The organism is Paraburkholderia sp. Ac-20336 (assembly GCF_017105025.1).
Taxonomy (GTDB): Bacteria; Pseudomonadota; Gammaproteobacteria; order Burkholderiales; family Burkholderiaceae; genus Paraburkholderia.
Window position 1 is genome coordinate 408,784 of record NZ_JAAGPS010000001.1, and the last position, 18,833, is coordinate 427,616.

An 18,833-nucleotide genomic window follows, 5' to 3' on the forward strand; every position below is an offset into this window, starting at 1 on the left:
CTGATCTCTCCTGTGACGTGGCTGGGGGCGGCGGTGCCGCGCGCCGGCGGCACCCGGTCGGGTTGCCGGCACGGTAGGGAAACCCGCCGTGGTGCAGAAATAATACCGGTTACATTTTGTTTTTCGCAACGTCTATCCAGTGAAATATGCGTCTAATACGCAAAACATAGGGGTCTTCCCTGGAATAATGCGGTCGTTCTTGCGGATATTTATGAGACCGGTTACATTGAGATTGCCGGGCCGCGCGGGCGGCCTTCCAAATTCAACCGGACGCAGACACTCTCATGCAACGAATTACTTCTGACGAAGCGGCAAGCCTGGTGCGTACAGGCGACTCGGTCCTGATCAGCGGATCGGGCGGCGGGCATGCGGTCCCCGAGGCGCTGCTCGCGGCCGTCGAGCGGCGTTTTCTCGCCGAGCAGCAGCCGCGCGATCTCACGTCGATCAGCGTCGTCGGCATCGGCGACCGCGCCGCGCTCGGCGCGAGCCACCTCGCTCACGACGGTCTGCTCAAGCGGGCGATCACCAGCGCGCTGATCGACTCGCCGGGGCTGCTGGAGATGGCCGCTCAGGATCGCATCGAGGCCTATACGCTGCCGCAGGGCGTGCTGTCCCAGTTGATGCGGGAAATGGCGGGCGGCCGCCCCGGCCTGATCACGAAGACCGGCCTGAACACGTTCGTCGATCCGCGCCAGCAGGGCGCCCGGCAAAGTCCGCGCACCGAGGAGCAGCTCGTCGAACTGATTACGCTCGACAACGAAGAGTGGCTGCGCTTCAAGCCGTTCCCGATCGACGTCGCTTTCCTGCGCGGCACGACGGCCGACGAGGACGGCAACATCACGATGGAGCAGGAAGCGGTGCTCGGCGAAATGATCGCGATGGCGCAGGCCGCGCGCCGCGCGGGCGGCATCACGATCGTGCAGGTGAAGCGCATGGCGCGTAGCGGCACGCTGCCGCCGAAGCAGGTCAAGATTCCCGGCATTCTCGTCGACTTCGTGGTGGTCGAATCCGAACAGCGGCAAACCTACGCGACCGACTACGACCCGAGCTACGCGGGCGAGCTGCGCGTGCCGCTGAGCGAAATCAAGCCGCTGCCGTTCGGGCCGCGTAAGGTGATTGTGAGGCGCGCGGCCATGGAACTGTATCCGGCGGCGGTCTGCAATCTCGGCGCGGGCATTTCGACCGGACTCTCGACCGTCGCGGCCGAGGAAGGTCTGCTCGATTCGGTCATCCTGACGAACGAGCAGGGGCTGATCGGCGGCGCGCCGATCACGGGGCGCGACTCCGGCGGCGCGCAGAACTTCGCGGCGATGATCGAGCAGCCCTCGCAGTTCGACTTCTATGACGGCGGCGGCCTCGATCTGGCGTTCCTGTCTTTCGCAGAAGTCGACGCGCATGGCAACGTCAATATCAGCCGCTTCGGCGACAAGATCGTCGGCGTCGGCGGGTTCATCAATATCAGCCAGAACGCGAAGCGGGTGATTTTCAGCGGCACGCTGACCGCGGGCGGTCTCGACGTGCAGTGGAACGGCGGCCGCACGACGATCGTGCAGGAAGGGCGGCACCGCAAATTCGTCGGTTCTCTCGAACAGATCTGCTACAACGCGGCGCTCGCACATCAACGCGGCAATACCGCGCTCTTCGTGACCGAGCGCGCGGTGTTCCGGGTCGGCGCAGCGGGCCTGGAGTTGATCGAAGTCGCGCCGGGCGTCGATCTCGAACGCGACATCTTCTCGCAGATGGATTTCCGCACGCCCGTGGCAACGGATCTGCGCGAAATGGATGCACGCATCTTCGCGCCGGGTCTCATGGGCCTCGCCGCGGAAACGTCGGGCAAGGCGCGCCGCTATCGCTCGCAGCGCGTCGCCGAATGGTACGGGAGCCACGCATGAGCACGCTACCTTCGATCACAGGAAAGACGCGCCTCTATGCCATCGTCGGCGATCCGGTCGTGCAGGTGCGCTCGCCGGAAGTCTATTGCGCGGAGCTGGCGAAGGCGGGCATCGACGCCGTGCTCGTGCCGGTGCACATCGCCGCTTCCGAGATTCACGAGGTGCTGCCGGCGCTGCTGAAGCTGCGCAATCTCGACGGCGTGCTCGTGACGGCGCCGTTCAAGGCCGACGCGCTCGCGATCGCCGATCGTGTGCATCCGCGTGCGCAGCGCGTGGGCGCGGTCAATGCATTGCGCCGCGAAGCGGACGGCGGCTGGTTCGGCGACATGTTCGATGGCGAGGGTTTTGTGCGCGGGCTGATCGCGCATGGACACGAGCTGGCCGGCAAGCGCGCGCTCGTGATCGGCTGCGGCGGGGCGGGCAGCGCGATAGCGGGCGCACTGCTGGACGCGGGCGTGAAGGCGCTCAGCGTCTATGACAAGGACACGGCGCGTGCGGCGAATCTCGCGAACCTGCTTGCGCGGGACGCGGATGGATGCGACGTGCGCAGCGCGGCCGCGAGCGCGGCCGGTCACGATCTGATCGTCAATGCGTCGATCGTCGGGATGCGCGATGACGACGGCATGCCGGTCGACCTCGGTCCGCTCGACAGTCAGGTGATTGTCGGCGACGTGGTGCTGCGCCCGGCCGATCGCCCGAGTGCGCTGATCGCTCATGCGCGCCGGTACGGCTGTCCGACCGCGACGGGTGTCGACATGCACACCGGACAGATCGACGCGATCCTCGAGTTCTTCCATATCCGCTAACCGCCGTCATCACAACCGGAGACATCCATCATGTCGTTGCTGGGTTCCGCCTTCGTTCTGATCTGGAACGATATCGTTGAAGAGGCGCGAGCGGACTTCTACGAATGGCACAACAAGGACCATATTCCTGAACGCCTGTCGATCGACGGGTTCCTGCGCGGCCGCCGTTATCGCGGCGCGCGTGCGTCGCCCGAATGGCTGACGGTCTACGAGGCCGTCGATCTGGATACGCTGACGGGGCCCGCCTATCTCGAACGCCTGAACAATCCGGCGCCGTCGACGCAGGCCAACGTCAAGCATTTCCGCAATACCGCGCGCTCGATCTGCCAGATCGAGCATTCCACTGGCGATAGCACCGGCGCCTATGCGATCACGCTGCAACTGCGCGTGGAAGAGGGCGCGGCGAAGCGGCTGATCGAATTCGTCGCGCAGGAGCTGTTTCCGCGCATCCTGAAGCGGCCGGATGTGGTGGCCGCCCACCTGTTCGCCGCCGACACGGATGCGAGCAACGTCAAAACGACGGAGGCGCAACATCGCGGCGGCGCGTTCGCGGTGCCCTCGCGTGTGCTTCTGATCGAATGCACGACGGAACACGGTGCGAGCGAAACGGCGCGCGCGCTGGGCGACGTCGACTGGCAGCAGTACTCGGCGGCAGGCGACCCCTGTCAGATCTATACCCTCGAGATCAGCAGACTGGGGCAGTCGCGCTGATCGGTGTTCATCCTTGCATAACGGAAATCCATCATGAAACTGGTACGTTTTGGTAACGCGGGGCAGGAAAAGCCCGGTCTGGTCGATCAGGAAGGCAAGATTCGCGACCTGTCGGCGCATGTGAGCGACTTCAATCCGGCGTTCTTCGCCGACAACGGCGTCGAGACAATCCGCGCGCTGGATCTCGCGACGCTGCCCGTCGTCGAGGGCAATCCTCGCATTGGCGCGTGCATTTCGCGTCCGGGCAACTTCATTGCCGTGGGTCTGAACTACGTACAGCACGCCATCGAAACGAATGCGCCGATTCCCGCGGAGCCGATCCTCTTCAACAAGGCGCCGTCCTGCATCTGCGGCCCGAATGACCGCGTGCTGCTGCCGCTGAAGTCGACGAAGGCCGACTGGGAAGTGGAAATCGCACTGGTGATCGGCAAGCGCGCGCACAACGTCAGCGAGCAGGATGCGCTCGATTACGTCGCAGGGTATTGTGTGTGCAACGACGTCTCGGAGCGCGCGTTCCAGCTCGAACAGGGCGGGCAGTGGGTCAAGGGCAAGATGGCGCCGACGTTCGGCCCGCTCGGCCCGTGGCTCGTGACCGGCGACGAAGCCGGCGACGTGCAGAACCTGTCGCTGTGGCTGGAATTGAACGGCGAGCGTATCCAGAACTCGTCGACGTCCGACATGATCTTCCCGATCCGCAAGCTCGTGTCGTACATCAGCGAGTTCGTGATGCTGGAGCCGGGCGACGTCATCACCACGGGCACGCCGCCGGGCGTCGGGCTCGGCATGAAGCCGGAAAAGTATCTCAAGCCCGGCGATGTGATGCGTCTGAGCGTCGAGGGTCTCGGCGTGCAGGAGCAGGTCGTCGGCCGTTGGGGCGAGCAGTAATCATCAGTAGTGGCATCATCGACCCGGCGGCATGAGTCGAACGACACGACCGGCCGGGTCGGTTCGCTTGGTGCAGACAGGCTTGCAGCGAGGCGCGGCGGTTGCCGCCGGCCTTGGAGGCCAGGATGGTTCTTGCGGTTATCAGGATTTTTGCGGACATGGAAGTCCCGAAGGGAGCGAAATAATGGCGCAGGCACTGCTCGGCTGTATCGCCGATGATTTCACCGGCGCGACCGATCTCGCCAATATGCTCGTGCGCGGCGGCATGCGCACCGTTCAGACTATCGGCGTGCCGGCGAGCGGCGCGCCGCTTGAGGCCGATGCGCTCGTGGTCGCCCTCAAGTCCCGTACGATCGCGGCCGACGCCGCGGTCAGCCAGTCGCTCGAAGCGCTCGAATGGCTGCGCGCTCAAGGCTGCCGGCAGTTCTTCTTCAAGTATTGCTCAACCTTCGATTCGACGGACAAAGGCAACATCGGTCCGGTCGCGGACGCGTTGCTCGATGCGTTGAAAGACGATTTCACGATCGCTTGCCCCGCGTTTCCAGAAAATGGTCGCACGATCTTTCGCGGCAATCTGTTCGTCGGCGACGTGCTGCTGAACGAGTCGGGAATGGAAAATCATCCGCTCACGCCGATGGGCGATGCGAACCTCGTGCGCGTCTTGCAGCGGCAGACCCGCTCGAAGGTCGGGCTGATCCGCTACGACACGATCGCGCAGGGTGCCGAGGCGATTCGCGCTCGTATCGAAGCGCTGAAAAAAGACGGCGTACGTGTTGCGATTGCGGATGCCATTTGCGACGAAGATCTGTTCGTGCTCGGAGAAGCATGCCGCGATCTTTCGCTCATTACGGGCGGTTCGGGCATCGCGCTTGGCTTGCCGGCCAACTTCTGCGCGGCGAATCTGCTGGAGCACGCGGAGCATGCGGCCGATCTGCCGAAGATCGAAGGCAAGTCGGTGGTGCTGGCAGGCAGTGCGTCGAAAGCGACGAACGCACAGGTTGCGCAGTGGCGTGCGTCGAAGCCGGGCTTTCGCATCGATCCGCTGGCGTTGTCGCGCGGTGAGGCGGTGGTCGAACAGGCCGTCGAATTCGCGCGTGCTCATATGAAAAACGATGAAACCGTCCTGATCTACGCGACGTCGTCGCCGGACGAAGTGAAGGCGGTACAGAAGGAACTCGGCGTCGAGAAGGCGGGGCATCTCGTCGAAGACGCACTCGCGTCCATCGCGCGCACATTGCGCGACGAAGGCGTGCGAAAGTTCGTCGTCGCGGGCGGCGAGACGTCGGGCGCGGTCGTGCAGGCGCTCGGCGTGCGTTCATTGCGCATCGGGCCGCAGATCGATCCCGGCGTACCGGCGACGCAGTCCATCGATGCGAATACCGGCGATGCGCCGCTCGCGCTTGCACTCAAGTCCGGCAATTTCGGCGCGATCGATTTCTTCGCGAAAGCGTTGAGCGCGTTGTGATTGCGCCTCTGCGCCATGCTTGCATCTGCTTTTGAATTCGCCTGATTTCGATTGATTCGCCCGGTCACGAAAGCCCGCGTATCCGAAGGCCCTGGCCGGCCAACCCTACCTCCGAACACACCTGGAACGAACCCCATGAAGATCCTTATCACCGGTGGCGCCGGCTTTCTCGGCCAGCGTCTCGCGAGCCAGCTGCTCGCGGGCAACACGCTGAACGGCAAGACCATCACGGAAGTCGTGCTGCTCGACGTGGCCCGCCCGACCAACGACCGTTTGCTCGGCGATGCGCGCGTGCGAGCCGTGACCGGCGACATCTCCGATCGCGCGGTGCTGGAGCGCTACATCGACACGGGCACGGAAGCCGTCTTCCACCTCGCCGCGATCGTGAGCGGCCAGGCAGAGGCGGACTTCGATCTCGGCATGAGGATCAACCTCGACGCCTCGCGCGCATTGCTCGAAGTGTGTCGTGCCGCGGGTCATGCACCGCGCGTCGTGTTCACGAGTTCGGTTGCGGTGTACGGCGGCGCGTTGCCCGATGTAGTGCAGGACGACACCGCGCTCAATCCCCAGTCGTCGTATGGCGCGCAGAAAGCGATTGCCGAGTTGCTGCTGTGCGATTACTCGCGTCGCGGGTTCGTCGACGGCCGCGTGCTGCGCCTGCCGACCATCAGCGTGCGGCCGGGCAAGCCCAACGCGGCGGCCTCTTCGTTCGCGAGCGGCATCATCCGCGAGCCGCTGAACGGCGAGCGCTCGGTGTGCCCCGTCGACGGCGCAACGCGCCTGTGGCTGTTGTCGCCGAAGAGCGCGGTCAAGGCGCTGATCGCCGGCTGCGAGATCGATCGCGCGAAGTTCGGCAACCGGCCGGTCATCAATCTGCCGGGCCTGTCCGTGAGCGTGAACGAGATGATCGCGGCGCTGCGCGAAGTGGCGGGCGACGAAGCCGTGGCGCGCATCGACTGGCAACGCGACGAGCGCGTCGAAAAGATCGTGGGGAGCTGGCCGGGCCAGTGGGACGTCGCGCGTGCGCATGCGCTCGGTCTCGCCGGTGACGAGAACTTCGCCGACGTCATTCGCGCGTACCTGGCCGATGAAGGCTTGAGCGCGTAAGTACCGAACAGACATCCTTTCCCCGGCAATGTGCATATGAACCCTACCCTCGAAAAGAAAGTTTCATCGACTCCGGTCGCGCTGGTTACGGGTGGCCGGCGCGGGCTCGGCGCCGCAATCGCGAGAGCGCTTTGCGCAAGCGGATTCGATATCGCCATCGCGGATCTGGAGCACGATGGCGACGCCGACGAAACGCTGAACGCGATACGGGCAGCGGGGCGGCGCGCGGCTTTCTTCGAGGCGAACATCGCCGACCTCGGCAGACATGACGCGCTGCTCGACGAAGTGCAGGCGTCGTTGGGGAGCGTGGATTGCCTCGTGAACAATGCGGGCGTGAGCGTGGAGAAACGCGGCGACCTGCTCGATGTCACGCCCGAGAGCTTTGACCGGCTGCTGAACATCAACCTGCGTGGCACGTTCTTTCTGACGCAACGCCTCGCTCGCCGTTTTGCGGCGGACGCCGATGCCGAAGGGCGCGCCCGTTCGATCATCAATATCTCCTCGGCGAACGCATTTTTGATCGCGCCGAACAGAGCGGAGTACTGCATCTCGAAGTCGGCATTGACCACGGTAACGAAGCTGTTCGCCGCGCGGCTCGGCGAGCTTGGCGTACCGGTGTACGAGGTGCGGCCGGGCATCTTTCAGACCAGAATGACGGAAGTGGCGCAGGCCGATTACGACGAGAAGCTGCGGCAAGGTTTTTCGCCGATCCCGCGCTGGGGAACCGTGGACGAGATCGGCAAGGCCGTTGCGTCATTGGCGTCGGGCTGTTTCCCGTTCAGCACGGGCGATTCTTTTCATATCGACGGCGGTCTTCATATTCATCGGGTCTGAAGATCGCGGCCCCGGGTACGAGTGGACAGGGCAGGTGTTGAGCGTGCACTTCGGCAGTGGACCCGCGCGCTACGCGGTGGGGCTCGCGTAGGCACTATCCAAAACAAAAAGAAAGCCCCGTTGCCGGGGCTTTTTCTACTTCGTGCGATACCACCGCCATAGCTTCATGATCGCCGCATAGGCAAGCACCGCCGCGATCAGTTCGATGGTCATCCATAGGCCGATATACAGGTTTTCCGGATCGTCGATACCTAGCAGCTTAGACGCGCGTATCCATGCGTGCATCTCGGACTCTGTCCACCCATCGTCGTACGGGCGGACAAAGCGGAATGACAGAAGGTATAGACCTATAAACAGCAGAACCTTCAGCATCCTACTGGCAAGTGTTGTCATACGTCATAACCTCAATTACTTCGTGCGATACCACTGCCATAGCTTCACAATTGCCACATAGGCAAGCACTGCCGCGATCAGTTCGATGGTCAGCCACACCACGAAATACAGGTCATCGGGATCGCGGACACCGAGCAAATCCGAAGTGGCAAACCATGCACGCGTTTCGCTTGTCGACCACTCGTTCGATAGCGGGATATAACGAACTGAAATAAGAAAGAGCCCGATGAACAGGGCGATCTTGAATACCCTATGGGCAAGTGTTGTCATGCGTCATAACCTCAATTATTCCGTCGGCGTTAAGCCCTGAATTGCGGGCAGGGATAGGCGTTGCATAATGATGGAAGATGAAGCCGTGATCCGGGGCCAAGAAGAATATGAATTGACGAGAATTAACGTCATCCCAAAAAGCCCGCACAAGGCACGCTTCAAGGGGGCACAGACATCATGGGAGAAATCGCGTTCGCGGCGCCGGCGACGGCCAATCAGGCCGAAACGCCACGGGCGGCGGTGTCGATCTTCAAGGTGGGCGAGTAATCGGGTTCAAGCGCCGCGATGATTGCCGCCGCTTGAAAAAGCAGATGCGTCTATCATGACTGCTTTGCCACGCATGAGCAGGCAAAGCGGTTTTTCCGCTTGTCCGGCTGATCCACTGAATTTTCGCCATGTCCGCCGTCAAGACACACTTTCAGGATCTACCCGTCACCCTCGACCCGGCCCGGCAGCTCGAAATCGTGCACCAGCATTTCGACGTTGCCGCGCTGCCCGCCTCGCAGCAGCTTCTGGCGTGGTGCGAGCGCATGATCGGCGTGGTCGATCTCCTGACGACGCGCGATGAGCACAGGCAGCCGTTTCGAGGCTGGATCGACCGCTACGTCGTGGGCGAATTCCTGTTTGCCGATTGCTACACGGACCGCATCACGCAAGACCGCACGATCGCGCGAATCTCGCGGGACAACGCGCGCAGCATCGTCTTCCATGTGTTCCTGGGCGACACGCACGGCAGCGAGCTCGTTTATCTGGGCAAGCGCAAGGACGCGGCGCTCGAAGGCGGCATCTTCGCCGTCGATCTCGACCAGCCGGTGCAGTGCCGGCGCGCGCCTTGCCGGCACGTCACGATTTTTCTGCCGGGCGAACTGCTGCAAGACGTGTTTCCCGACCCCTCGGCCCTGCATGGACGCGCGCTCTCGCCGCACCTGCCCGCGGTGCGTTATCTGACAGGCCGCGTGTTGTCGTTTGCCGCGCAGATACGCCGCATGGCGCCTTGGGACGCCTACCGCGTTCTGCGCGAGATCGTGCTGCAGATCGCGGATACGTTCGGCGAACAGGCGGGGCTGAAGGGCAGCAAGGTTGCGCTCGCGCGGGCCATGGCGTTCGACCAGGCGCGCCGCTACGTGCAGACGAACCTGCACGACGACGATCTTTCGCCCGAGCGGGTCGTGGAGTCGCTGGGCCTTTCGCGGCCCACGGTCTATCGCCTGTTTGAGCACGACGGGGGACTGGGCGCCTATATCCGCCATGTGCGCCTGCGTGCCGCCGCCGCGGAACTCGTCGCGTGGCCTGGTGTACAGGTGCGGGACGTCGCCTATGCGCACGGCTTCAGAAGCGCATCGGATTTCACGCGGGCATTCCGGCGCGCTTACGGCCTCGCGCCGCAGGACATGCGGGAGTATCACGACAGCCTGCGCGTAGCGCCAGAGCGGTAGCGGCTCGCATCGGCGTGTCGTGCCGGCTGGGGCTGCACGGCACGCCGATGCCGCCCGGGCTCAGTACCACATGCCGATGTAGTTGCCGTCCGCCGAGCCCCGCTCCACGACGACGTATTTCACGGTCTGTGTCGCGGTCACGAAGCGGTAGACCGTCCAGAGCGTCTGTCCCTGTTGCGCGTCGCCATAGGGTGTGCCGGTCATGGCGCTCTGGAACGCTGCGGCGGGAACCGGCACGGCAGTCAGCGGCCCGGAATTGGTCGAGCCCGTACAGCTCGAAACTGGCATTGCCGGCGGAGTCGAACGTCAGCGTTTGCGGCGCGGCCTGAGTGATCGGGTCGCAGTACTGGTTGAACACGAAGCTCTTGCCCGCCAGCTCGGCGACGTTCGTGGCCTGGTTTGCACTGCCGGTAATCAGGATGTCCGTGGTCGCATAGTCGTTGTCGCTGATGCTGCCTGCGGGAGCCGGAGCGCAGATTTCGAACGCGCCGTCGAGATTCGGCTCGGTGGTCGTGCCGAGCGGCGTGCCGGTCGCGTCGTCAGGATCGAAGAGGCGGACCGACGTATTGCCGACGATGCCGATCGGGCTCAGGTTGGCGCTGGCCGTATTGTTGACCTGCAAGGTTTTGGGGCTACCGGAAACGCCGTAGGTGATCTGGCCTGTCCAGCCGCTTTGCGTCAGCGTCTGCGCATTGGTTTTGGTCGGCATGTTGTCGACGAACGAGGCGCCGGCCCACGGCGTTCCGCTGATGCCCGCGCCTGCATTGAGATCCGTGTAGGCGACCGAATAGGGCTGGGTGCCGCCGGACTTTGGGTTGTCGTCATTGCCGTTATCTCCGCCGTCGCCGAACGACGGGCACGTTGCGTATAACGACATGCTTCAGACCACCCAGCGCCTCCAATTCTGCCCACTGGTACGCGGGCAAGGGGAACGACATGCAATTGATTCGCCAACTCAGGATGTTTGATGATCGCGCTGTTGATTTTCTTTCGGGTAAAAAGGTTTCGCCTCCGCGCAACACCTGGAAAATTTGCGCCTGCTGCGGATTGCGCATCATCAAGGGTTATGAAATGTCGAACGGCGACAAGGTAGGCGAGGATTGCGCCGTCATCATCGCGCGCGCCTATCTGGACACCCGATATATAGCGACTGCGAACATTACGGAATTTGAGGCGCTTTGCAAGCGTACCGGATTCGGAACCCTGAAACCTGCAATTAGCCGCTACATCAACGAAAACATTTTTGAAGTTACCGCGTAACGCCAACCGCACCCGCTACGGAGGGCCGCACCAGCCTGGACGGTGTGTAGCGTCCGGGCTTTTGCATGACGTGGCTCTACTTTGAGCGATACCGCCGCCATAGCTTCATGATCGCCATATAGAGCAATGCGGCAACGAACAGATTGACTACCAGGATAACGGGTATGTATAAATCGTCCGGGTCGCGAATCCCGAGCCGATTTGCCGCATGCAACCAAGCAATACCCTGGCTTTCTGGCATAGGCATCGGGTATGTGTGAACGTAGGCCAATGAGATGCGGAACAGCACGCAGAATAGTGCAACCTTGAAAAGCTTACGGGCAAGTGTTGCCATAGGTCACTACCTCAATTGTTCCATATGCACGAAGCCCAGAATTACGGACGGAGACGGTAGTGGTTCCCAGAAGGGCGCGCCGGATAAACATAAAATCGGCATGGTTTAGCAGAGTAATGCATCCTGGCGAAATACCGCGACCTCCAAACGGATGCAACCTGAAATTACCCCGCTCTACACCGTTTATCCAGGTCACGTCATCAATCACACCATCATCGCGATAGAGCGCGAACCATTCCCGATGGTCTACCGGCGACCCGATTATGGAGTTTCCTATATCCTTTGCTGTGGCCCATGCTTGCGACCTGAATCCGCCTGTAGGTCGGTCAACGATCCAATACTTTCCGGCCGGAGTCGGTCCATTGTCTGGAACATCCGTACAGCCGCCGCGATTCTTGTATTGATCGTTCCCGGAGTAAGCTTTAAACGTGCCGAGTCCCACAATAGCAAGCTTACATATATCCTGGTTATCTACTACAAACTTGCCAGTAAAAGCCATTACTCAACTACTTCCGTTGGTGAAACGCCCACGGTAGCGGCAAGGACGGGCGGCGGGCAATCAGACGATTCTTAATCCGTGCTGTCGATCTGTGTGGGATTAGAGGAGTAGCGTTATACATAAGTCAGTCGAGTCCTTCGCGTAGCGCACGTAACGTGTCAGCGGCAGTGAGAACTTTGTCGAGGCCGCGCCAGATGGTTTTGGCGCCGGGCTCGCCGTCGCTCTTTCGGCCAGGGCGCTCGCCGATTTGCGCGATCAGCCGCACGACCTCGTTCACGGTGGGCGTCGTCGCCGGCATCTTCTTTTTTGCCAGCAGATGGGCGCCGCGAATTTCATCTGGATCGAAGAACAAAGTGGCGTCCAGATCCGGACAGGTGCGACCTTTACGCATCGGGTAGGTCGCATGCCACGCCACTACCATGAACAAGGCCAGCGCACGCTCAATCCGGTCGACGGCGGCCAATTGCAGCGTCTCGACTTCGCAGCTATTCTTGAGCACGTGGAAATAGATTTCGATTTCCCATCGCGTCCGATACCAATTGATCAGTTCGGGAGTTTGCCGAACGCTCCGTCTTTCAATGCGCGCTTTCCCCGGGCACCGAGATCGTCTCGATCGTGAGCCCTGCGAGACTGCGGAACGCTTGCAGCCCGGCGTGCGAGGCGCTCGCGTTGGTGATGAGTGTCCACGGCTTGTCGATGGGCGCCCAGTGTTGCTGGCTGTCGCGGTTGAGCTTGTCGGCGGTGACGAGCACGAAGAGGCTGGCCGCCTGGCGCATCAGGCATTCCTTGAGATAGGCCTGGTCGGCCGTCGCTTCGCACAGGCCGCGACCCGGCACCACGCCATCGGCGCCAAGGAACGCCTTGTCGACTGTCACGCGCGTGAGCGCGAGCTGCGCGATCGGCCCGAGGGTGCTCATGCTCGGCTCGCGCACCTCGCCGCCGATCAGCGTGAGCGGCACGCTGCTGCCCGCCAGCGCCTGAACCGCGAGCAGGTTGTTCGTCACCACGCGGATGTCGTGCTGGCCCGCCTGCGCGAGCGCGCGCGCGAGCGCGGCAGTGGTGGTGCCGCTGTCGAGGAAGATGGTGTCGCCGGGGCGCACGTGGGCCATTGCCGCGTGGCCGATCGCATCCTTCTCCGCCTGAAAGCTCTGGCGGCGCTGTTCGAGCGACTCCTCGGGGGCATGCTTGCCGACCGAAGCCGCGCCGCCATAGGTGCGCAGAATGAGCCGTTCGTCGGCGAGCGCACGCAGGTCGCGGCGCACGGTGGCCTCCGACATGTCGAAGTGTTCGCAGAGCTCGGACACTTCGGTCATGCCGGAGAGAACGGCCTTGAGCATGGCTTCGCGGCGACGGGCTACTTTCATGAGATGTTCGGCGTTGGGTTCGGGACGTCGCCGCGCGGCGAGGCAGACGGCGTGGGCAATACGATGCGCACGTAGTTTACCTTGTCCTTTATCCCCGTTCCGGCGCTGCTCGTGTCGCTAACGCATGGAATGCCGGTGGCTTGCGAGGCAGGCATCCCGCGATGCGTATGACCGGATGCCTGCTGCCTGCCTGAATCGTGCGTCAGAATTTCATATCGATACCGAGGATGATCGCTATCTGATTGCGTGACGACGACGGCGTGTTGTTCTGACCGTCCCCAATCGAGGCCGTCGCGTCGATGATGCTGGTCTTCGTGCCGGCGGCATTCGGCGTCAATGTCTTGCCACCCGCACGCTGATAAGCCTCGAGCGCATAGAGACCGGTTCGCTTGGACAACGAATAGAACTGCGTCAGATTGAACTGCTGATAACTGGCCGCGTCGCTGATGCCGTTCGCCTTGGTCGCCGCCGTATAGCTATAGCCCGCTGCGAGATCGAGGGCCGGAAGTGCCTTCCAGTGCAGCACGATGCCACCCGTATTGAAGATGGCCTTGTCGTGGAAGGCGGACGCGATACCGGGCAGGTACTGCACGTTGGAGTACGAAGCCGAGATATCGAACACCGGGCTGAAGGTGTAGCCGCTCGTCACGGCGAAGCGCTGCTGATTGGCCGCGGTCGCATAGCCATAGTTGATCGCCGACACCGCCGGTTGCGCGCCACCGCTGAGCGCAGTGGAGTTGGCGCCCCATGCACCGCCGTTCACGGTCGAATTGTTAACGCGCATGAATCCGGTCGCGATGCCGAACGGCCCCTGTGCGTACTGAGCCGCGACGCTCCAGGTCTGCCCGCTGCCCGTGGCACCCGCGACACCGCCGAGCCCGTACGAGCCGCTCACCTTCAGGCCCGCGAAGCTCGGCGACGTATAGACAAAATTGTTGTTGATGCGGAAGCTTTTATCGAGCCCGTCGATATCCCCGGGGTGTGCGCCGAATCCGCCGCTCAGCCAGTTGGGCGAGCTGTACGGCTGAAGCAGCTGGAAATACGACGTGTACTGACGGCCGGCGGTCAACGTACCGTAGCGATTGTTCGTCAGTCCCACATAGGCCTGGCGGCCGAAGAGCGTGTTCGCAAACTGCTGGGCGCCCGTTGCGCTGTTGTAGCCGCCTTCCAGCTTGAAGATGGTCTTCGTGCCATCGCCCAGATCTTCGGAGCCCGTCAAGCCGAACAGACTGCCTGACCAGACGCCCTGATTCATGTAGACCTTCGAGCGGCCGCCGCTTACTGCGCCCAGACTGCTCGAGTTGCTCAAATAGCCGATCCCTGTATCGACGACACCGTACAGCGTCACGCTGCTTTGCGCGAATGCCGGCACTGCGGTCATCACCGCCACGGCGGCGACAGCGAGCTTGAGCGGGTTGTATTGCTTCATCTCCATTCCTCCAGTATTTCTAATTAGTGCGATGCCATGTATCGCCAGAATTGAAACGCCAACACCATCAGGGGATTGCTTCGGCTTCCTCCCATACGGTTAGGGATGCAAATTGAAATACCCTGAGAGCGGCGAAAATTCGCGCCGCTCCCAGGCCGATCATCCGTTTGATGCCTTGCCCGATCTCACGAAACCGGCTCTACCGATTGCCGTTGCGCCGACTCCGGTCATCGACCGGACACCCGGAAGCCGGCGTTCGCGAACCGTTCGTTACTGGCCGTTACTGGCGGTCCGCGCGGCGCGTGGCGAGATCTTGTGCCTGCTTCAGCGCTTCGAGCATGCTGCGTTCGTCGGCGATGCCCTTGCCGGCGATATCGAATGCCGTGCCGTGATCGACCGAGGTGCGGATCACCGGCAGCCCCACGGTCACGTTCACGCCGGCTTCGAGGCCCATCACCTTCACGGGGCCGTGGCCCTGGTCGTGATACATCGCCACGACCACGTCGAAGTCGCCGCGGCCCGCGCGGAAGAACAGCGTGTCGGCGGGCAGCGGGCCTTCCACGTCCCAGCCGCGCTCGCGCAGCACGGCCACCGCCGGCATGATCTTTTCCTCTTCCTCGCCATAGCCGAACAGGCCGTTTTCGCCGGCATGCGGGTTGATGCCACATACGCCGATGCGCGGCTGTTCGATGCCCGCGCGCAGCAGCGTTTCGTGCGCGCGCTCGATCGTGCGTTGCACGAGGCCCGGCTCGATCTTGCGGATCGCGTCGAGCAGGCCGATATGCGTCGTTACGTGAATCACGCGCAGCTTGGGGGCGACGAGCATCATCGAGACTTCGGGGATGCCCGTGAGGTGCGCGAGCATTTCCGTGTGACCGGGGAAGATGTGGCCGCCCGCATGGAGCGCTTCCTTGTTGAGCGGCGCGGTGCAGATCGCGTCGAGCTCGCCCGCCGAGGTCAGCTCGGCCGCGCGCGCGATGTACTGATAGGCGGCGTCGCCGGCGACGGCGGAAAGCTGGCCATAGGGCATCGATTCGGGAATCAGGCCGAGGTCGATGCAATCGACCACGCCGGGCTGGAAGCGCGCTTCGGCGGGCGCCTTGATCGGGCGCACTTCGAGCGTGACGTTCGTGCGCCGTCCGGCGTCGACGAGCCGCCTGGCGTCGCCGATCACGAGCGGGCGGCAGCCGTCGTACACCGACTGGTGCGCGAGGCTCTTCATGATGATTTCCGGGCCCACGCCGGCGGCATCGCCCATCGTGATGCCGATTACGGGACGATAGTCCATGGTTTCCTCTTCGCAGGGTTGGCGCGGCGCTTGCGCGTCCGCTTGCGTCATGGCGGCGAGCCGCTGCCATGCGCGATACAGGGTATCGGGGCCCCCGAAGCCGCCCGCCTTGGTGACGACGGGCAGCGTGTGAGCCGCTTCGGCGGCGGCCATGAGCGGCACGCCGTTTTCGATTTCTTCGATCACGCGCAGCTTCGCGATGCCCATGGCGGCGAGCAGCGCGCGTGCCGTTTCGCCGCCCGTGGCGATCAGCGCCGCGGCATGTGCAGCGGCGGGGGCGAGGTGCGCCGCGAGCCGGCGCGCGAGCAGTTCGCCATCGGCAACCGGCACGCGCTCGGCCTGGCTCAATGCGATCACCGCGTGGCGGCCGTGCGTGAGCGTGTGCGCCACGCGCGTGCCCAGCGTCAGCGATTCGGCGTGCAGCGGATCGAGCAGCGCAACGACGTCGACATCGAAGACATCGAAGGTGTCGCCCGTGTTTGTACGCAGTGTGGCGACCTGTTTGTGCGAGACGCCCGACATGCTGCCGACGACCACCAGCACACCACGCGGGTGTTGCGCGGTCGTGACGGGCACAGCGGGCGTGGTGGGCATGACGCTGCGCTGCCCGTTCCCGTCGGCCAGCGTGGCGATCAAAGTTTGTGCGAGTCCGGCCGAGCCGACCCAGAACACGCCATCGAGCGCGGCCGAGGCCTGCGCGAGCACGGCGAGGTCCGCATCGGTTTCGCTGTCGCAGACCACGGCTTGACACTGCGCGGCGCGCAAGGCTTCGAGACGCGCGCGCAACGGCGCCGCTCCTTCGCGCACGGCTTGCAGATCGATGTGCGCGACTTTCAGGCCGGCGTCCGTGAGCATCGACGGCAGATGGCCGGTGCCGCCGATGCCTTCGTTGCGCCAGACTTCCGTTGCTTCGACGGGCACGCCGTGCACGAGGAGACAGCCGTTGCGCGTGGTGCGCCCAGCCTCGGGCAGCGCGGGCGCGACGATCGCCATGCCCGCGTGGGCCGCGAGCGCGGCCACTTCCGCGGCAACGTTGCCGCGCAGCGTCGAATCGATTTTCTTGTAGAGCCGTCGCCCGGCGCCGTGTGCGCGCCACGCCTGCGCATTCGCACTCGCCGCCTCGGCGGGCGAGGCGCGGCGGGTGTCGGTGTCGATCGCGAGTACGTCGGTTGTGGCCGCGATGCCGGGCGTCGCCGCGGCGTTCAGACAGACCACGCTCGCGAGGCCATGATGCGTGCACTTCACGGCGCAGTCGGCCGTGCCGGAGAGGTCGTCTCCGAGTATCAGCAGGCGCTCGTTGCGGGGGGCGGCGGTGTTCATGTCGTGAGTTTCGATTGCGGTCTTGCGGAGTGCGTTCGGTGCCGAGCCCTTCCGGCTGTTCGCGGACACGGGCGAGGTGTCGGGCAAACCGTGCAGGGCGACGCTGCGTCAGGCATGCGCGCCGATCGCGGTGTGCAACGGACGAGGCATCGCGATGCTCCTGCCTGTCCTGATCGCTTCCAGCGAGATTGCCTGATTGATTCGGTCAGTTCGGGTTGCGTTGCGGCCCCTGTCTGGTCGAATATTGACCGTTTAAGTCATCTTATTTGATCGAAATGCTCAAATCAACCGAGGGAAAACCCTTGTAATGATTGAATCGATCAATTTGAGGGGATTTTGACGGGCGTTTGTACGTTTGCTGTGGAGAGACAAACAGCGTGCGGTCCAGTTACCGGAGCAGGGCAGGTTGCCGGGCAGCGCGGTCGCGGCTCAATCGCGGAAGTTCGCGCGACGCTGGCCGGCCGATGGAATGGCAATGGCGGCGGGCGCGCGATCCAATGCCTCGCCGGGGCCGTACACCACGGCGCGCGACTCGCTCATTTGCCGTCGTAGACCTCGATATCCTCGAGCGCGTCAGGCTGATTTTGCCGCAGGCTCGGCAGGAAGATGTCGTTGATCAGACTGAGCGCAGTCTGCTGTATCCGCTTGGCAATGCTTGCGCCTTCGTCTTCGCGCGCGACGACCACGATCGTACGGCGGATCGGAACGCCCGGAAAGCGCACGGAGGTTATGCGGTCGCCGCGCTCGATCAGACGGAAGAACGCGAGCGGCGGCAGCAGGCTCCAGCCGAGCCCCGAGACGACCATCTGCGCCGCTCCTTCGACCGTATCCAGGTGATAGCGGGTCGAGGTCTCGATACCGGCTGCGGCCAGCCAGCGATCGATGCTGGACAGCATATGGGGATCGCGGCCGAAGCGGATCATGCTCATGCCGGCGATGCGTTCGAGAACCGGTATGTGCGCCTTCTCAGGTTCGTCGGGCAGGATGATGCGGTAGGACTCGGAGAAGACCGGCAACGCGATCAACCCTTGCGGAGGCGGCGCATCGTCGGCTGTGATTACGAAATCGCAGCGGCGATCGAGGAGCGCGATGATTCGCGAAGCTTCGTAGCCGGTGTCCACGAACCACTGCACCGCCGTTTCCTGCAGGCTCTTGAGCATGAACGGGCCGAGGGTCGTGGCGAAGCTGTTGAGCATGCCGACGCGCAGGATAGGCAGTTGCGCCGCGTTGTCGAGGCGCAAACTGCTTTGCAGCCGCCGGATGCTTTCCACGACCGCGGAAGCCTGCTTGAGGAAGGCGGCCCCTCGCAGTGTCAGGACCGGAGGCCGGATCGAGCGATCGAACAGATCGATGCCGCTTGCTTCCTCGAGCTTGACGATGGCTTGCGAAACGGCCGGCTGCGAAAGGCCGAATTTCTCGGCCGCCGCACTCATGCTGCCCGTTTCGGCAACCGAAACGAAGATCGCAAGCCGATGCAAATTGATCTTGTCGCCAAACAATCCGTCCGTCGATGAAGAACGCGGCACTTTCGGGGTGTTCA

At 63.3% G+C, this 18,833-nt stretch carries 19 protein-coding genes; 9 read left to right on the forward strand and 10 right to left on the reverse strand.

All coding sequences use genetic code 11. The features are described 5' to 3' along the window. Positions 1 to 284 precede the first annotated feature (284 nt). The 7 genes from GXB81_RS01765 to GXB81_RS01795 all read left to right on the forward strand — a co-directional run bounded on the left by GXB81_RS01765 (position 285) and on the right by GXB81_RS01795 (position 7,700). Complete coding sequence (locus GXB81_RS01765) at positions 285 to 1,892, forward strand: CoA-transferase (RefSeq protein WP_167281278.1); 1,608 nt, start codon at positions 285 to 287, stop codon at positions 1,890 to 1,892. Further along, positions 1,889 to 2,698, forward strand: coding sequence for a ThiF family adenylyltransferase (locus GXB81_RS01770; protein WP_205988130.1), 810 nt, complete (start codon positions 1,889 to 1,891; stop codon positions 2,696 to 2,698). Before GXB81_RS01765 ends, GXB81_RS01770 begins: the two co-directional genes overlap by 4 nt. 30 nt (positions 2,699 to 2,728) lie before the next feature. Next, complete coding sequence (locus tag GXB81_RS01775; RefSeq protein WP_205988131.1) at positions 2,729 to 3,409, forward strand: DUF4286 family protein; 681 nt, start codon at positions 2,729 to 2,731, stop codon at positions 3,407 to 3,409. A 33-nt stretch (positions 3,410 to 3,442) separates the two neighbouring features. Further along, positions 3,443 to 4,294, forward strand: a complete 852-nt coding sequence (locus GXB81_RS01780; protein ID WP_167037177.1) for a fumarylacetoacetate hydrolase family protein — start codon at positions 3,443 to 3,445, stop codon at positions 4,292 to 4,294. Positions 4,295 to 4,478: 184 nt separating this feature from the next. Then, a complete protein-coding gene (gene otnK / locus GXB81_RS01785) occupies positions 4,479 to 5,759 on the forward strand; it encodes a 3-oxo-tetronate kinase (protein WP_205988132.1) in 1,281 nt (426 codons plus the stop codon). Positions 5,760 to 5,894: 135 nt separating this feature from the next. Further along, a complete protein-coding gene (gene denD / locus GXB81_RS01790) occupies positions 5,895 to 6,866 on the forward strand; it encodes a D-erythronate dehydrogenase (protein ID WP_205988133.1) in 972 nt (323 codons plus the stop codon). A gap of 36 nt (positions 6,867 to 6,902) precedes the next feature. Beyond that, a complete protein-coding gene (locus tag GXB81_RS01795) occupies positions 6,903 to 7,700 on the forward strand; it encodes a 3-ketoacyl-ACP reductase (protein ID WP_205988134.1) in 798 nt (265 codons plus the stop codon). A gap of 135 nt (positions 7,701 to 7,835) precedes the next feature. On the opposite strand, the gene GXB81_RS31855 is transcribed toward GXB81_RS01795, so the two are convergent. Beyond that, positions 7,836 to 7,985 carry a hypothetical protein gene (locus GXB81_RS31855; protein ID WP_346777764.1) on the reverse strand — a complete coding sequence of 50 codons (150 nt, stop codon included), beginning with the start codon at positions 7,983 to 7,985 and terminating at the stop codon, positions 7,836 to 7,838. Positions 7,986 to 8,108: 123 nt separating this feature from the next. Further along, the gene (locus GXB81_RS01805; RefSeq protein ID WP_205988136.1) at positions 8,109 to 8,363 is read right to left on the reverse strand and encodes a hypothetical protein; all 255 of its coding nucleotides are present in this window, start codon (positions 8,361 to 8,363) and stop codon (positions 8,109 to 8,111) included. A 395-nt stretch (positions 8,364 to 8,758) separates the two neighbouring features. Between GXB81_RS01805 and GXB81_RS01810 the strand changes: the two genes are divergently transcribed. Beyond that, complete coding sequence (locus GXB81_RS01810) at positions 8,759 to 9,799, forward strand: AraC family transcriptional regulator (RefSeq protein WP_167281268.1); 1,041 nt, start codon at positions 8,759 to 8,761, stop codon at positions 9,797 to 9,799. On the opposite strand, the gene GXB81_RS01815 is transcribed toward GXB81_RS01810, so the two are convergent. Continuing rightward, positions 9,711 to 10,676, reverse strand: a complete 966-nt coding sequence (locus tag GXB81_RS01815; RefSeq protein WP_205988137.1) for a hypothetical protein — start codon at positions 10,674 to 10,676, stop codon at positions 9,711 to 9,713. The two genes, GXB81_RS01810 and GXB81_RS01815, sit on opposite strands and share 89 nt — an antisense overlap. A 59-nt stretch (positions 10,677 to 10,735) precedes the next feature. On the opposite strand from GXB81_RS01815, the gene GXB81_RS01820 reads away from it, so the two are divergent. Then, positions 10,736 to 11,059 (forward strand): hypothetical protein, encoded by a 324-nt coding sequence (locus tag GXB81_RS01820; protein ID WP_167281265.1) that lies wholly within the window; start codon positions 10,736 to 10,738, stop codon positions 11,057 to 11,059. A gap of 76 nt (positions 11,060 to 11,135) precedes the next feature. Here the strand turns inward: GXB81_RS01820 and GXB81_RS01825 are convergent, their stop codons facing one another. The 7 genes from GXB81_RS01825 to GXB81_RS01855 form a co-directional block, all read right to left on the reverse strand. Further along, positions 11,136 to 11,393 carry a hypothetical protein gene (locus GXB81_RS01825; RefSeq protein ID WP_167037151.1) on the reverse strand — a complete coding sequence of 86 codons (258 nt, stop codon included), beginning with the start codon at positions 11,391 to 11,393 and terminating at the stop codon, positions 11,136 to 11,138. Continuing rightward, positions 11,374 to 11,892: a DUF2778 domain-containing protein gene (locus tag GXB81_RS01830; protein WP_205988138.1), complete on the reverse strand. Its 519-nt coding sequence runs from the start codon at positions 11,890 to 11,892 to the stop codon at positions 11,374 to 11,376. The genes GXB81_RS01825 and GXB81_RS01830 overlap by 20 nt, the downstream gene beginning before the upstream one ends. A 124-nt stretch (positions 11,893 to 12,016) precedes the next feature. Further along, on the reverse strand, positions 12,017 to 12,472 hold the full coding sequence (locus GXB81_RS01835; RefSeq protein WP_345889827.1) for an IS4 family transposase: 456 nt from the start codon (positions 12,470 to 12,472) through the stop codon (positions 12,017 to 12,019). Beyond that, on the reverse strand, positions 12,468 to 13,256 hold the full coding sequence (locus tag GXB81_RS01840) for a DeoR/GlpR family DNA-binding transcription regulator (protein ID WP_167037148.1): 789 nt from the start codon (positions 13,254 to 13,256) through the stop codon (positions 12,468 to 12,470). Before GXB81_RS01840 ends, GXB81_RS01835 begins: the two co-directional genes overlap by 5 nt. 202 nt (positions 13,257 to 13,458) lie before the next feature. Further along, a complete protein-coding gene (locus GXB81_RS01845) occupies positions 13,459 to 14,685 on the reverse strand; it encodes a porin (protein ID WP_167037145.1) in 1,227 nt (408 codons plus the stop codon). Between the two features lie 280 nt (positions 14,686 to 14,965). Next, positions 14,966 to 17,293, reverse strand: coding sequence for a 4-hydroxythreonine-4-phosphate dehydrogenase PdxA (gene pdxA, locus GXB81_RS01850; protein WP_205988139.1), 2,328 nt, complete (start codon positions 17,291 to 17,293; stop codon positions 14,966 to 14,968). Between the two features lie 536 nt (positions 17,294 to 17,829). Further along, positions 17,830 to 18,819, reverse strand: coding sequence for a LysR family transcriptional regulator (locus GXB81_RS01855; protein WP_346777765.1), 990 nt, complete (start codon positions 18,817 to 18,819; stop codon positions 17,830 to 17,832). Between the last annotated feature and the right edge of the window lie 14 nt (positions 18,820 to 18,833).

Excerpts from the sequence above, each read along its gene's own strand:
- GXB81_RS01765 (WP_167281278.1), top strand. The coding sequence starts at position 285 with ATGCAACGAATTACTTCTGACGAAGCGGCAAGCCTGGTGCGTACAGGC.
- GXB81_RS01770 (WP_205988130.1), top strand. The coding sequence starts at position 1,889 with ATGAGCACGCTACCTTCGATCACAGGAAAGACGCGCCTCTATGCCATC.
- GXB81_RS01775 (WP_205988131.1), top strand. The coding sequence starts at position 2,729 with ATGTCGTTGCTGGGTTCCGCCTTCGTTCTGATCTGGAACGATATCGTT.
- GXB81_RS01780 (WP_167037177.1), top strand. The coding sequence starts at position 3,443 with ATGAAACTGGTACGTTTTGGTAACGCGGGGCAGGAAAAGCCCGGTCTG.
- otnK (WP_205988132.1), top strand. The coding sequence starts at position 4,479 with ATGGCGCAGGCACTGCTCGGCTGTATCGCCGATGATTTCACCGGCGCG.
- denD (WP_205988133.1), top strand. The coding sequence starts at position 5,895 with ATGAAGATCCTTATCACCGGTGGCGCCGGCTTTCTCGGCCAGCGTCTC.
- GXB81_RS01795 (WP_205988134.1), top strand. The coding sequence starts at position 6,903 with ATGAACCCTACCCTCGAAAAGAAAGTTTCATCGACTCCGGTCGCGCTG.
- GXB81_RS31855 (WP_346777764.1), bottom strand. The coding sequence starts at position 7,985 with ATGCACGCATGGATACGCGCGTCTAAGCTGCTAGGTATCGACGATCCG.
- GXB81_RS01805 (WP_205988136.1), bottom strand. The coding sequence starts at position 8,363 with ATGACAACACTTGCCCATAGGGTATTCAAGATCGCCCTGTTCATCGGG.
- GXB81_RS01810 (WP_167281268.1), top strand. The coding sequence starts at position 8,759 with ATGTCCGCCGTCAAGACACACTTTCAGGATCTACCCGTCACCCTCGAC.
- GXB81_RS01815 (WP_205988137.1), bottom strand. The coding sequence starts at position 10,676 with ATGTCGTTATACGCAACGTGCCCGTCGTTCGGCGACGGCGGAGATAAC.
- GXB81_RS01820 (WP_167281265.1), top strand. The coding sequence starts at position 10,736 with ATGCAATTGATTCGCCAACTCAGGATGTTTGATGATCGCGCTGTTGAT.
- GXB81_RS01825 (WP_167037151.1), bottom strand. The coding sequence starts at position 11,393 with ATGGCAACACTTGCCCGTAAGCTTTTCAAGGTTGCACTATTCTGCGTG.
- GXB81_RS01830 (WP_205988138.1), bottom strand. The coding sequence starts at position 11,892 with ATGGCTTTTACTGGCAAGTTTGTAGTAGATAACCAGGATATATGTAAG.
- GXB81_RS01840 (WP_167037148.1), bottom strand. The coding sequence starts at position 13,256 with ATGAAAGTAGCCCGTCGCCGCGAAGCCATGCTCAAGGCCGTTCTCTCC.
- GXB81_RS01845 (WP_167037145.1), bottom strand. The coding sequence starts at position 14,685 with ATGAAGCAATACAACCCGCTCAAGCTCGCTGTCGCCGCCGTGGCGGTG.
- pdxA (WP_205988139.1), bottom strand. The coding sequence starts at position 17,293 with ATGAACACCGCCGCCCCCCGCAACGAGCGCCTGCTGATACTCGGAGAC.